Annotated in this window: 9 protein-coding genes, 1 pseudogene and 1 riboswitch; of the genes and pseudogenes, 5 read left to right on the top strand and 5 right to left on the bottom strand. The window is 69.2% G+C overall.

The window, feature by feature from the left end; translation table 11 throughout:
• Positions 1-24: 24 nt before the first annotated feature.
• Positions 25-447, bottom strand: a complete 423-nt coding sequence (locus ACQQ2N_RS01920) for a YqaA family protein (RefSeq protein WP_440223984.1) — start codon at positions 445-447, stop codon at positions 25-27.
• Between the two features lie 227 nt (positions 448-674).
• On the opposite strand from ACQQ2N_RS01920, the gene ACQQ2N_RS01915 reads away from it, so the two are divergent.
• Both ACQQ2N_RS01915 and nhaA read left to right on the top strand, forming a co-directional pair.
• Positions 675-1,007, top strand: coding sequence for a hypothetical protein (locus tag ACQQ2N_RS01915; protein WP_440223983.1), 333 nt, complete (start codon positions 675-677; stop codon positions 1,005-1,007).
• A 148-nt stretch (positions 1,008-1,155) separates the two neighbouring features.
• Entirely contained in the window at positions 1,156-2,487 is a 1,332-nt protein-coding gene (gene nhaA / locus ACQQ2N_RS01910) for a Na+/H+ antiporter NhaA (protein WP_440223982.1), read from the top strand.
• A gap of 5 nt (positions 2,488-2,492) precedes the next feature.
• Here nhaA and soxR read toward each other — a convergent pair whose 3' ends face one another.
• Complete coding sequence (gene soxR / locus ACQQ2N_RS01905; protein WP_440223981.1) at positions 2,493-2,966, bottom strand: redox-sensitive transcriptional activator SoxR; 474 nt, start codon at positions 2,964-2,966, stop codon at positions 2,493-2,495.
• Positions 2,967-3,107: 141 nt separating this feature from the next.
• On the opposite strand from soxR, the gene ACQQ2N_RS01900 reads away from it, so the two are divergent.
• Positions 3,108-3,392 (top strand): hypothetical protein, encoded by a 285-nt coding sequence (locus ACQQ2N_RS01900; protein WP_440223980.1) that lies wholly within the window; start codon positions 3,108-3,110, stop codon positions 3,390-3,392.
• Between the two features lie 88 nt (positions 3,393-3,480).
• Here ACQQ2N_RS01900 and ligD read toward each other — a convergent pair whose 3' ends face one another.
• From ligD to ACQQ2N_RS01885, 3 genes and pseudogenes are all read right to left on the bottom strand, one after another.
• Positions 3,481-5,982: a DNA ligase D gene (ligD, locus tag ACQQ2N_RS01895; RefSeq protein ID WP_440223979.1), complete on the bottom strand. Its 2,502-nt coding sequence runs from the start codon at positions 5,980-5,982 to the stop codon at positions 3,481-3,483.
• 22 nt (positions 5,983-6,004) lie between these two features.
• Positions 6,005-6,628 carry a DUF4142 domain-containing protein gene (locus tag ACQQ2N_RS01890; RefSeq protein ID WP_440223978.1) on the bottom strand — a complete coding sequence of 208 codons (624 nt, stop codon included), beginning with the start codon at positions 6,626-6,628 and terminating at the stop codon, positions 6,005-6,007.
• Between the two features lie 136 nt (positions 6,629-6,764).
• Positions 6,765-8,820 (bottom strand): annotated as a pseudogene (locus ACQQ2N_RS01885) (TonB-dependent copper receptor).
• A 111-nt stretch (positions 8,821-8,931) separates the two neighbouring features.
• Positions 8,932-9,162, top strand: a riboswitch (cobalamin riboswitch).
• Positions 9,163-9,353: 191 nt separating this feature from the next.
• Here ACQQ2N_RS01885 and metE point away from each other — a divergent pair.
• Positions 9,354-11,639, top strand: a complete 2,286-nt coding sequence (gene metE, locus ACQQ2N_RS01880; protein ID WP_440223977.1) for a 5-methyltetrahydropteroyltriglutamate--homocysteine S-methyltransferase — start codon at positions 9,354-9,356, stop codon at positions 11,637-11,639.
• Positions 11,640-11,888: 249 nt separating this feature from the next.
• Entirely contained in the window at positions 11,889-13,127 is a 1,239-nt protein-coding gene (locus ACQQ2N_RS01875; RefSeq protein ID WP_440223976.1) for a DUF6607 family protein, read from the top strand.
• The last annotated feature ends 6 nt before the right edge of the window (positions 13,128-13,133 follow it).

The following is a 13,133-nucleotide window of genomic DNA, read 5'->3' as shown; positions in this document are numbered from 1 at the left end:
TTCGAGCGGGTTCGGAGGGGCTGGTCAGAGGACATGCAGCGTCGCGACCGCGAGCACCACGTAGCGTGCGGTCTTGGCGATCGCCACCAGCACGAGGAAGCGCGGCAGAGGCTCGCGCATGACGCCCGCGGCGAGCGTGATCGGATCGCCGATGATCGGCATCCAGCTCAGCAGCAGCGACCATCGACCATGGCGCGCATAGGCGCGCTGCGCACGTGCCAGGGCCTCGGGCCCTACCGGAAACCAGCGGCGACCGCTGAAGCGCTGCAGTTCCCGGCCGAGCCACCAGTTGATCGTCGAGCCGAGCACGTTGCCGAGGCTCGCGACCGCGACGAGTGCCCAGGGTGGATGGCCTGCGACGAGCAGCCCGACCATCACCGCTTCGGACTGCATCGGCAGCAGGGTCGCGGCGAGCAGGGCGACGGTGAAGAGACCGAGGTAGAGCATGCGGGCTGATGCGGCGTCCGTCGGCAGGGGACGACGATCCTAGTGCCCGGCGGTGGGCGCGGTCAGCAACGTCTGTAGCGCGGCGTCGAGTCAGCTTCGAGCAGGATGCGACGTGCGACATTCGTCCCATGCGGCAGGTAAAGCTCCGTGCGGTGCCCGAGCATCGCGTGCGATGCATCGCTGCCGCCCGGTGATCAATCAGACATGAAGCGTGCGAGGAGAACGGCGTGGTCATGCAGCAACAGGATTTCGATGCACGTGGCGCCACGTCGATGACGCCCGCCGAGGACGATCTCGAAGCCGGTGCTGTACCGGACACGTCGATGCACGGGGCAGCGCCGACGTTCGAGCGCCGCGAACTCGCCGGCGAGTTCTTCGGCTATCGCTGGGACGCGGAAGTGCGCGTCTGGGAGACCGGTGGCGCCGAGCTCGTGACCGTCGTCGTGCGCGATCCGTCCGGCCAACGCCTTGCTTCGCTGCGCCCGCGTGATGCACCGCATGCCTCGATCGAGGCCGCGGCCGCCAAGGCCGAGTCGCTTGCGCGGGCGGTACTTCGCTGAATCAACTCCAGCGTGCGGGCGGGACTCCTGCGGCCGTGCGATGCCGTGACATGCCTGCTGCGATAGAATGACCCCGGGTGCCCTGCGCAATGCCGCGCGGGCAGGTTGACAGCGCAGGTCGGGCCGCCGCGCCGGAGCGCGTGCCCGCATGCCCACTCTCCCCCCGCATCTTCCGCGCCTGCGGATCCTCGCCGACCGCGCCTTCCTCGCGATCGATCGCATCCTCCACGTCGAAGCCGTCGGTGGCGTGGTGCTGCTGTGTGCAGCCATCGCTGCGCTTGCGTGGGCGAACTCGCCCTGGGCTTCTTACTACGACGCGTTGTGGCATGCGTCACTGACGTTGGGCCTCGGCGATGCGGTGCTGCGCATCCCGCTGCACGCGGTCGTCAACGACGGTCTCATGACGGTGTTCTTCCTCGTCGTCGGCATGGAGATCCGGCGCGAGATGCACGAGGGTTCGCTGGCCGACCTGCGTTCGGCGACGCTGCCGCTGGCGGCGGCGATCGGCGGCGTGCTCGTGCCGGCGGCGATCTTCGGTGCCTTGAACCATGGCGGCCCGGGGCAGGATGGATGGGCCGTGCCCATGGCGACCGATATCGCGTTCGCGGTCGGCGTGCTCGCACTGCTCGGCCGGATCGTGCCGGCCAACGTGCGCATCTTCCTGCTCGCGCTCGCGATCCTCGACGACGTCGTCGCGGTGCTCGTGATCGCGCTGTTCTACTCGGGAGGCCTGCAGCCCGAAGGCCTCGCCCTGCTCGCACTCGGCATCGGTGGCGTGTTCCTGCTCCAGGCGATCGGCGTCGGCCGTGCCTGGGTCTACGTCGTCCCCGGTGCGGCGGTCTGGGGCGGCATGCTCTGGCTCGGCGTGCATCCCACGCTCGCGGGCGTGCTGCTCGGACTCCTGACGCCCGTCGATGCCTTCGCGCCACGCGGTGTCGTGCTCGACACGGCCGACGGCGCCTTGCGCGCCGTTACCGGCGTCGGTACGCATGCGGGCAGCGGTGTGGGCGATCCCGTGCGGCGACTGCGCTGGGCGCAGCGCGAACTGCTGCCGCCCGTCGTGCGCGTCCAGGCGGCGCTGCATCCATGGGTCGCCTACGGCGTCATGCCGATCTTCGCGTTCGCGAATGCCGGCGTCGCCTTCGGTGGCGTCGATCTCGCACATGCCGGGGCATCGACGGTGCTGGCGGGCGTCGTGATCGGCCTCGTGGTCGGCAAGCCGGTCGGCATCGTCGCCGCGAGCTGGATCGCGGTGCGCCTCGGCTGGTGCCGACTGCCCGATGGCGTGACCTGGCGCGGCGTGACACTGGTCGGCCTGCTCGGCGGCATCGGCTTCACGATGTCGATCTTCATCGCGATGCTCGCGTTCGACGATGCAGGCCTGCTCGCCGCCGCGAAACTCGGCGTGCTGCTCGCCTCGGCGATCGCGGCCTGCCTGGGACTCGCCTGGGCATTGCTGACGATGCGTCGCCGCGCCTGAGCGTGTCAGTCGGCGGAGCCTGAGCGCCTGCCGCGCGCGGCGGCACGGCGCCGAGGGCGTTCGAGGATGCGCGCGCCCGGGCCGTCACGGCCGAGCACGTCGTCAGGGTTGCGCAGCGGGCAATCGGTGAGCGACAGGCAGCCGCAGCCGATGCAGCGATCGAGCTCGTCGCGAAGCCGCACGAGCATCTCGATGCGGTCGTCGAGGCTGTCGCGCCAGGCCGAGGACACCTTGCGCCACTGGGCGGCGTCCAGACGCGCGCCCGAGGCGCAGGGGCCCAGCGAGCCGCGCAGTTCGTGGAGTGGAATGCCCGCTCGCTGCGCCACCTTGATCACGGCCAGCCGGCGCAGCACCTCGGGTGCGTAGCGGCGCTGGTTGCCGGCGTTGCGTTCGCTCGCGATCAGTCCGCGCTGCTCGTAGAAATGCAGCGTCGAGACTGGCAGGCCGCTTCGGCGCGACACCTCGCCGACGCCGAGCATGCGGCGTGTCGTCGCCATGCGCTTGACCTCAAGTGGACTCGAGGTTTTATAAAGCGCGGGCCCCGATGCCGCAAGCGTCGCCGCGTGCGCCCGTGTACCGACGCGATTCCCACGTCGCGACGACATGTGCACGCGATGCTGATGCGGCACATCCTTCCCCAGGAGTCCGCCGTGCTCGAGAACGCGACCTCGTTCGAAACTTCCCCCGATGACGCTGCCGAAGATGGATGCGTCGACACGATCCTGCGCCTCGCCGCCGTGGTGTCAGGCGTCGCCGCGGCGACGCGCTGGTACTGCGACCAGCCGCTCGCGCAGCTCGGTTGGCACACCCCGCGTGAGCTCGTCGGCATGGGGCGTGGCGAGGCGGTCGTGGCGTTCCTTGCCGACGTGGTGGCCGTGGAGCGCTCGGCGTCCGATCCTTGCTGACGCCAGAGGTGCCGTGCGCCGTGGGTGGCGACGTGACGTGTGCACGCGATCACGAGCTACGAACCGATCTACGCACGTCGCGACCGCGTCAGATCTCCGGCAGCGACTGGCGGGTCGTCGAGATGGCCTGCCACGGATCGCTTTGGCGACGCCGGATGCGCGTGAGGGCGGCGGCCATATCGAACGCATCGCCCGATGCGACGCGGCCGAGTTCGGTCCACGACAGCGGCATCGCCACGCCGGCGCCCTTGCGCGCGCGCAGCGAGTACGAGGCGACGCTCGTCGCGCCGCGGCCGTTGCGCAGCCAGTCCACGAAGATGCGGCCCTTGCGGTGGCTCTCGCCGGCCCTGGCGACGAACGTCTCGGGATGCAGCGTGGCGAGAGCCTGCGCCACGCCCTGCGCGAAGCGCCGTGCGTCGTCCCATGGTGCCGGCGGATCGAGCGGTACGACCACGTGCAGTCCCTTGCCACCCGAGGTGCGCACGAACGATTCGAGATCGACGGAGGCCAGCTGCGTGCGCACCTCGCGCGCCGCCGCGATGACACGCGACCACGCCACGCCCTTGCCGGGATCGAGGTCGAACACGAGGTGCTCCGCGTGTTCGGGGTCACCACTCGGTGATCCCCACGGATGGAACTCGAGCACGTTCATCTGCACGAGTTCGAGCAGACCGCGCTCGTCGTGGATGCACAGGTAGTCGCTGCGGCCCGAGCTGTCCTCGATCGGCAGCGCGTGCACGTGGTCGCCCCAGCCGCGCCCGAGATGCTTCTGGAAGAAGCACGCCGAACCCGCACCATCGGGGCAACGCAGCACCGAGACGGGACGTCCTTCGAGTTCGCGCAGGATCCATGGTGCGACGGCCCGGTAGTAGTCGGCGACGTTGGCCTTGGTGATCGACGTGCCGGGGAACACGATGCGTTCGGGATGGGTGAGGACGACGTCAGCCTGGCTGGCATGCGGGCCCTCGGCTTCGGGATGTGCTCCGGGTTTCGCAGGCTTCCGTGTCGTCATCGATGCCTTCTTCTTCGCCTTGGACGTCGGCACGAGATCCTCCACGTTCCTGTCTGCACGCATCGCCTTGAGGGCGACCTGACGCAGCAGGCCGTGCCCGCCGCGTCCCTGATGGAACACCTCGACGACGAGTTGCGGCTCGACCCAGCGTGCAAGCTTTCGTTCGGTGGCGGTCATGCGTTCGATGGCCGCCCGGGGTTTGGCCGTCGTCATCGACGCGAGTCGCTTGCGAAGGGTTTTCAGCTGGGTATCACGGAACCCCGTGCCTACGCGCCCGACATAATCGAGTTCGCCATTTTCGTCGTGCTCCGCAAGCAGGAGTGCGCCGAGGCCGCTGCGATGTCCTTTGGGTTCGGTGAATCCGATCACCACGAACTCGTCGGAGGGACGGCTCTTGACCTTGATCCAGGCACCGCTGCGCGACCCCGTATAGATGCTGTCGACGCGTTTGCTGACGATACCCTCGAAGCCGTGGCTTACCGCCTGCGCGAACACGGCAGCACCCTTGCCGACCTGATGGTCCGAATGCCGCAGTAGCGGGTGCGTGCGTCGGGCGAGACGCTCGGCGAGCAGCTGCTTGCGTTCGAGCAGCGGCACGTTGCGCAGTGAACGACCCTCGAGGTAGGGCAGGTCGAACAGCATGCCGAGCACGTCGCCTTCCGACTCGCCGGACAGGCGTGCCTGCAAGGCATTGAAGCTGACCTCGCCGTCCTCGAGCGCGACGAGTTCGCCGTCGAGCTGTGCACTCGTGAAGCCCAGCGACGCGAACGCCTCGACGAGTGCAGGAAGCTTCTGCGTCCACTCGATGCCGTTGCGCGACCACAGCCGGACCTTGCCGCGCGCGACCGTGACGAGGATGCGGTAGCCGTCCCACTTCACTTCGTGCAGCCAATCGTTGCCGGTCGGAGGTGTATCGCGTGCGTGGCACAGCTCGGGTGCGAACGGCGCCTGCATCGGTGCGCGTTCACCCGGCGCGCGTGCTCGCGGCGTATCGCGCGTGCGGGTCGACATGGAACTCGACGCTTCGGGCCACGTCTCGCGTCGTTTCGCGAGCGGCCACGGGCGATCGGTGCGTGGATCGACGAAGTCGTCGGCCTCGCGTGGCCCTGCGTACGCATCGTCGTGCTTGATCAGCAGCCACTGCTGGCGTCCGCCCTGCTTGCGCGTGCGCACGAGCACCCACGACCCGCGCAGGATGTCGCCATGCAGCGTGAACTTGAGTTCGCCCCTCGCGAGCGCTTCGCGCACCGGTCCCTGCGGCTCCCAGGTGCCCGAGTCGAACACGTCGACATGGCCCGCACCGTAGTGCCCTGCGGGAATATCGCCCTCGAAGTCGGCATAGGCGAGAGGGTGGTCCTCGACCTCGACCGCGAGGCGCTTCACGCCGGGATCGAAACTCGGTCCTTTCGGAATCGCCCAGCTCTTGAGGACGCCACCGAACGCGAGCCGGAAGTCGAAGTGACGATGCGAGGCGTGGTGCAACTGGACGACGAAGCGGCGCCGATCGGCCTGGCCACCCTTCTCGGGTTCCGGCGTGGCGCGGAAGTCGCGCTTGCGCGCGTAGGTCGCGAGGCCCATCGCGTCACGTCGTGTCGCGCGCTCAGCGCGGCGCGACCGGGTACGCGACAGCCTCGAACGTCGGCGTACCCGACGCCACGGCCTCGGGTGGATCCTCGCCCGCCGCGGCACGCAGCGCGACCGCGGCCACCACGTGTGTGTGGAGTCGGTCGACATAGGCTTCGGCGAGATCGTCGAAGGCGTCGCCGGTACGGTCGCCGCGTGTGCCGAGGCGTGCCTGCAACGCCGACAGCAGCGCGAGCTGCTCCTCGATCGCTGCCGCGACCACCCGACGGTCGAACCAGTGGCTGCGCCATTGCGACAGCTCGACGAGTGTGTCCTGCTGGCGTGTCGACACCGTTGTCGGAAGCTCGGGTGTGCCGGGTCTCGCGGCGGCCGTCAGCTGGGCGAGGAACGCGTCGTGCTCGTCGGCGAGGCCACGGCCCCAGGCACGGATCGCTTCGTCGTCGCCTTCCTGCATCGCGAGCTGCCCCATCATGCGCAGCGTCGTCGCGGCTCGGGCCGTGTCGGCGATGAAGGCCGCATCGCCGGCGGCGTCGGACGACGTCCTCGGCGTGACGGTCGTCGCCATCGCGCCGACGGCCGCGCAGGCCAGCACGAGTGCCGCGAGGAAACCTCCGGCGAAGCGAGTGTCGTGACGTGGCATGGCGTGCCTCCGCGCGTTCCCTGATCCCGGAGTACACGCTAGGCGCGCCGTGATGAACCCCTGCGGTATGCGCGCATCGCGTTCAGCGTCGGGTCGGATTGGACAAGCGTGGCGTATTGCCGTGTCTCGTCCCGCATCACAACCTCACGTCGAGCTTCGCCCACAGCGTGCGTCCGGGTTCGTGGATGCGCACGGGATCGGCCGGATAGCCGAATGCCGCATTGCCGGCGAGATTGAGATGCTCGGCGTAGGTACGGTCGAAGGCGTTGTCGACGCCGGCGCTGAGGCGTGTCGTATCACTGAAGCGGTAGCCCGCGTTGAGCGCGAACACGCCGAAGCCCGCGCTAGGGCCGAGATCACGACCGACGACGTTGCCGTCGTCGCGCGCACATGGTCCTGCCCGGCGACCACGCGCCAGAGCGCACCGAACGACCACGCGCGTGCGTCCCACGCGACGGCGAACCGCCCTTCGAGCGGCGGCATCTGCGGCAGCGCGCGATCGTCGCTGCGGTTATTGCCGCGCGCGTGCGCGACGGAGGCATCGAGTTTCCACGACGGCGCGAACCGCCACGTCGCGCCGAGTTCACCACCCCATGTACGCGCATCGATGTTCGTGACCTGCGACGTCGGCCCATCATGCCGCCTTCGTTGTAGCGGAACAGGATGTAGTCGTCGATGCGTCCCGCGTACAGCGAGGCCCACGCGCGGATCGCCTCGCCCTCGAACTGCGTGCCGACGTCGAGCTGGGTCGTGACCTCGGGCCGTACCGACGCGAACGCGTTGGCCGCATCCATCGCCGCCGCGTCGGCGGAGAACAGTTCCCAGTAGTCGGGAAAGCGCTCGACGCGGCCGATGCCGGCGTACACGGTCGTCGACGGCACGGCGGACAGCTCGCGCTCGACGCGCGCGAAGCCCGAGACGAGCGTGTCGCGGCGCGTGACGCCGAACGTCGGGTTGGGCATCGGCATCATGCTGCCGCTGTCGCGACGACGGTCCTCGACGGTCGCGCGGTCGGCACGCAGTCCCGCGACGAGGCGGTCGCGTGTCGAGAGGGTCCACGTGAGCTCGCCGAACGCGCCGAGGTTCGTGAAGCGCGCATCGGGAACCCACGGCTCCGCGGTGTACGTGCCGACGCCCATGCCGCTGCGGTTGCGATGGCGATTGGTCTGCTGGTCGAGGCCGGTGACTAGGCTCGCGTCGCGCCAGCGCCATGTGGTCGCGAGGCGTGCGCCTTGCGTCGTGCGGTCGACATTCGCCGCCATCGGCATCGGCATCGCGCCGGTCGGGTCCGGATCGCGCAGGCTGTAGTTGTCCATGACATGGTCGGCATGGTTGAGGTAGGCGCTCGCCTCGATCGCATCCAGCACGCCGCCGAGGTGCGTCTTCTCGAAGCGCAGGCCGGCGCTCTCGCGTTCGAACTGCGAGCCGTCCATGCCGCGACCCGCGTAACGCGCCTCGCCGTCGCCGCGGCCGAGCGTCGCGACGAGGCGCGTGTCAGCGTCGGGCGTCCAGCCGGCTTCGACGTCGGCGTTCCACTTCTTCCAGGCCGATGGCACGCGGCGTCCGGCGCCGTCGTCGTAGTCGCCCTGCTCGGAACGGTTCGCGGTCATGCGCACGAAGCCGCGTGGCGCACCGGCGGCGACGTCGAGCACCTCGTCGTGGCGTCCCCACGAGCCCGCGAGCACGCTCGCGTCGGTACGCCATCCGGGTTCGTCGAAGCGCGCGGTACGTCGTTCGAAGCGCACGGTGCCTGCCGAAGCGCCGGGCCCCCAGATCACCGACTGCGGCCCCTTGATGACGGTGAGCGCATCGAACGTCTCGGGTGCGACGTACGAGAGCGGGTTGTCCATGCGAGCGGGGCACGCGCCGAGCATCGTGCCGTCGTTGGACATCAGGTTGAGGCGCGAACCGAACATGCCGCGCAGCACCGGATCACCGTTGGTGCCGCCATTGCGGATCGCCGTGAAGCCGGGAACCGTCTTGAGGTAGTCGGCGCCGTCGCTCGCGGGCACGGGCTGACGCGGCAGCTTGGGATCGGTCTCGAACACGAGCGGCGTGCGCGGTGCGACCGCGATCACGACGACAGGCTCGAACACGGCACCGGTGTCGTCGTCGACCGCATCTGCAGCCGATACGGGAGAGGCATGCAACAGGATCGCGGCGATCGCCGCGTTCAGCGTGGTGGGTTTCATCGATGTCGTGGGTGAAGGGATCCCCCGATGACATCACCGGCATCGTCGCGAGGGACGTGACCGACGGTCGCACCCGGCCGGCATCGTCCTTGACCGGCGGCCGCAAACGGTCCAGCATGCGCACGCCAAGGTATTCATCTCTTCATCTGCATGAAGGGATGAATTTAAAAGGGAAGCCGGTACGGCCCATGCCAAATCCGGCGCTGCCCCGCAGCGGTGTGTGGAAACGACCTTCGCCAACAGCACTGGTCCGCGAGGACCGGGAAGCGGCGGACAGTAGGCGGTGCGTGCGCATGCACCACGTCCACGAGCCCGAAGACCTGCCTCGGCCAGGGAGCGATCCCTGCCTGACCTGGCGCCCGTGGGAGGCGGTGGGCATGCCGCGCCTCCATGCGGAGGCGTGCGTGCGCACGCGTGCCCGCGAGTGCCGGTTCGCCCGAGGGGGCGAAGGTCGCGGGTGACGACGGCTGCGCAGGCGGTCGGCCGACGCCTTTCCTTCGTTCCTCCATTCATGACGAATCGAGGACCACACCATGACCCAAGCGATCAACCTCGGCTTCCCGCGCATCGGGATCCGACGTGAACTCAAGCAGGCCGTCGAGGCCTACTGGCGCGGGGATGCCGACGCGAGTGCACTGCAGATGCAGGCCAAGGCCTTGCGCCACCGGCACTGGCAGCTGCAGCACGCAGCCGGCGCCGACATCGTGCCGTGCAACGACTTCTCGCTGTACGACCACGTGCTCGACACGGCCTTCCTGTTCGACGCGATCCCGCAGCGCTACTGCGCGCTCGCCGATGCCGACCCGTTGCAGGGCTACTTCGCGATGGCGCGCGGCCTGCAGCAGGACGGCGTCGATCTTCCCGCGCTCGAGATGACCAAGTGGTTCGATACGAACTACCACTACCTCGTACCCGAACTCGAGGCCGGGCAAGCCTTCCGCTTGCGTGGCGACAAGCCCGTCGCCGAGTTCCTCGAGGCGCGCGACGCCGGCGCGCGCGCGCGTCCGGTGCTGCTAGGACCGGTCAGCTTCCTGCTGCTGTCCAAGAGCATCGACGGCAGCGATCGCCTCGACCTGCTGCCTGCGCTGGTCGCAGCCTACGCCGAACTGCTCGGCAGGCTTGCCGATGCGGGCGCGGACTGGGTGCAGATCGACGAGCCCTGTCTCGTGCTCGACCAGGACGGCGACGACCATGCCGCCTACCGCGACGCCTACGCCGCGCTGGCCGACGTGAAGCGCCCGAAGCTGCTGCTCGCGACGTATTTCGGGGCGATCGGCGACAACCTCGCGCTCGTCGCGTCGCTGCCCGTCGACGGCCTGCATGTCGACCTCGTGCGTGTGCCGCAGCAGCTCGACGAGGTGCTCGCGGCGATCCCGGCCACGTGGACGCTCTCACTCGGCCTCGTCGATGGCCGCAACGTGTGGCGCACCGACCTCGACCGCGCGCTCGCGCTCGCACGTCGCGCGCATGCTGCGCGTGGTGGCGAACGCCTGCAGGTCGCGCCGTCGTGCTCGCTGTTGCACGCACCGATCGATGCGACGCTCGAGCACCAGCTGCCCGCCGATGTCCTGCGCTGGCTCGCCTTCGCGCGCCAGAAGATCGAGGAATTGCGCATCCTCGCCGATGCACTCGACGGCATGGTGTCGGCGCAAGGCTCGCTCGAGGTCGCGCGCGAGCGCATTGCGTCGCGCCGTGCGTCGAAGAAAGTACATCGCGACGATGTCGCCGCGCGCCTCGCGTCGGTCGAGGGCGCCGACTCGGCGCGACCGTCACCGTACACGGTGCGCCGTACGCAGCAACGCGCGCGGTTCAAACTCCCGGCATACCCGACCACCACGATCGGCTCGTTCCCGCAGACGCGCGAGGTGCGTGAAGCGCGCGCGGCGTTCAGGTCCGGCAAGCGCTCGCAGGCCGAGTACGACGCGTTCCTCGCCGCCGAGACCGAGGCATGCGTGCGCGCGCAGGAGGCCCTCGACATCGACGTGCTCGTGCACGGCGAGTTCGAGCGCAACGACATGGTCGAGTATTTCGGCGAGCAGCTCGACGGCTTCGCCTTCACCAAGAACGGGTGGGTGCAGAGCTACGGCTCGCGCTGCGTGAAGCCGCCGATCATCTACGGCGACGTCGCGCGTCCGGCACCGATGACCGTGCGCTGGTCGCAGTACGCGCAGTCGCTCACGCCGCGGCCGATGAAGGGCATGCTGACGGGCCCCGTGACGGTGCTGCAGTGGTCGTTCGTGCGCGACGACCAGCCGCGCGAGAGGACGTGCCGGCAGATCGCACTCGCCCTGCGCGACGAGGTGCTCGACCTCGAGGCCGCCGGCATCGGCATCATCCAGATCGACGAGCCGGCGCTGCGCGAGGGCTTGCCGCTGCGTCGCGCGGACTGGAAGGCCTACCTCGACTGGGCCGTCGACAGCTTCCGCATCACCCAGTCCGGCGTGCGCGACGACACGCAGATCCACACGCACATGTGCTACTCCGAGTTCAACGACATCATCGAGGCGGTCGCGGCGATGGATGCCGACGTCATCTCGATCGAGACCTCGCGCTCGCGCATGGAGCTGCTCGATGCCTTCGTCAGGTTCCGCTACCCGAACGGGATCGGCCCCGGCGTGTACGACATCCACAGTCCGCGCGTGCCCGACCAGGGCGAGATGACGGAGCTGCTGCACAAGGCCCGCGACGTGCTCGAGGCCGGGCAGATCTGGGTCAATCCGGATTGCGGGCTCAAGACGCGTGGCTGGAAGGAAACGCGTGCCGCGCTCGTGGCGATGGTGGCCGCGGCGAAGGCGTTGCGTTCGGACACCCCGGCGTGACGCGGACGTCGCCACCGCGAGACCGGCCGGCGACGAGATGACGGGAGCGCATGCGGGATGCGTGGATCACGTGTCCCGCATGCGCCCCGTGGCACTCTCGCATCGACGAAGGAGCATCGGATGTCGCGGGAGTGTTCGCCTTCACGGCAGGGTAGGGCCCGGATGGAAATGGGAACGATTCGCGTCTATCCTCGGCGACCCGCCAACCGGCCGTGCGCCGGCGCTTCCTGCCTCGCAAGGAGTGATCGCTTGATCTCCCGTACCCTCGCCGTATCGGCCGTCATCGGCCTCTTCGTGTCCATGCCGCTGGCCGCCGTCGGCCCTGCGCCCGCCGCGGCAAAGACCACCGATGCCGCGCCTGCTTCAGCACCGAACCCGACGCCTGCCTCGGCCGCCACCGATGCACCGGCCTCGCGCCAGTACACGTTCGCGTGGCAGTTCGTCGAAGGCGGCGAGCTCGCGCCGCGCGGCGGCACCACGCGTGGCACCCCGATCACGCTCGACACCGAGGTTTCGGAAGGCTGGCGCTCGCTGCAGGAGCCCGGCATCGACGCGTTCGAGCGCGATCGCCGCGCGATCCTCGCGATGACCGGCGGTTACCGTGCGAGCTTCGACTTCATCGAGGTCGCCGGCTTCACGCCGGGCTTCAAGCCGTCGCGCCCGTACCAGAGCTGGGGCACCGAGAAGGTCGTCGTGCTCGAGGATCGCGGCACCTTCATCTCGCTGCAGCACATGCTGGTCATGAGCATCATCGGCAAGGACGGCAAGATGATGGGCCCGTTCGTGACCAAGCACTGGCGCCAGGACTGGCAGTACGAACCCAAGCACGTGTTCCGCTACCGCGGTGCGCAGACCTGGGAACGCGAGGCCGTGGATCCCGCGGCGGCGAAGGGTGCGTGGTCGCAGTCGGTGTACCAGGTCGACGATTCGCCGCGCTACGCCGACGTCGCGCGCTGGCAGCACGCCAAGGGCTACTCGGCATGGGAGTCGCCGGAAGGCTGGCGTCCGCTGCCGCGTCGCGAGTACTCGGTGCGTTCGGACTACCAGGTGCTCGCCGGCACCAATCGCCACGTCATCGTGCCGACCGGCTGGGTGCACGAGCAGTTCAACCACAAGGTCGCGCTCGCCTCGGCCGGCACGCCGCGCACCGAGGAGCCGATCCTCGCGCGCGAGTACGGCTTCAACCGCTACGAGCGCATCCGTGACTACGACTTCACGCCGGCCGATGCGTACCTGAAAGCCACCGATCCGATGTGGAAGCTCGTGCGCGCCGAGTGGGCCGCGCTGCTCGGCGCGGACAAGCCGGTCGTGCTGCGTGCCGCGCCGGACCAGGGCCAGCTCTTCATGCCGCTGTTCAAGCTCGCGTCGGAGATCGAGGAGGGCAAGGGACCGAAGCCGCGCGCACTCGAGAAGACCGTGCGCAAGGAAGTCGAGGGCTATCTGCTCAAGGACGGCGAGACGCCGTCGACCGCGCCCGCGAAGTACTGAGTCGAT

It is taken from the genome of Dokdonella aquatica (assembly GCF_051987395.1).
Lineage (GTDB): Bacteria > Pseudomonadota > Gammaproteobacteria > Xanthomonadales > Rhodanobacteraceae > Dokdonella.
Note: the sequence above shows the minus strand (reverse complement) of the source record. Positions and strands in the feature narration are given on the sequence as shown.

Excerpts from the sequence above, each read along its gene's own strand:
- ACQQ2N_RS01920 (WP_440223984.1), bottom strand. The coding sequence starts at position 447 with ATGCTCTACCTCGGTCTCTTCACCGTCGCCCTGCTCGCCGCGACCCTG.
- nhaA (WP_440223982.1), top strand. The coding sequence starts at position 1,156 with ATGCCCACTCTCCCCCCGCATCTTCCGCGCCTGCGGATCCTCGCCGAC.
- soxR (WP_440223981.1), bottom strand. The coding sequence starts at position 2,966 with ATGCTCGGCGTCGGCGAGGTGTCGCGCCGAAGCGGCCTGCCAGTCTCG.
- ACQQ2N_RS01900 (WP_440223980.1), top strand. The coding sequence starts at position 3,108 with ATGCGGCACATCCTTCCCCAGGAGTCCGCCGTGCTCGAGAACGCGACC.
- ligD (WP_440223979.1), bottom strand. The coding sequence starts at position 5,982 with ATGGGCCTCGCGACCTACGCGCGCAAGCGCGACTTCCGCGCCACGCCG.
- ACQQ2N_RS01890 (WP_440223978.1), bottom strand. The coding sequence starts at position 6,628 with ATGCCACGTCACGACACTCGCTTCGCCGGAGGTTTCCTCGCGGCACTC.
- metE (WP_440223977.1), top strand. The coding sequence starts at position 9,354 with ATGACCCAAGCGATCAACCTCGGCTTCCCGCGCATCGGGATCCGACGT.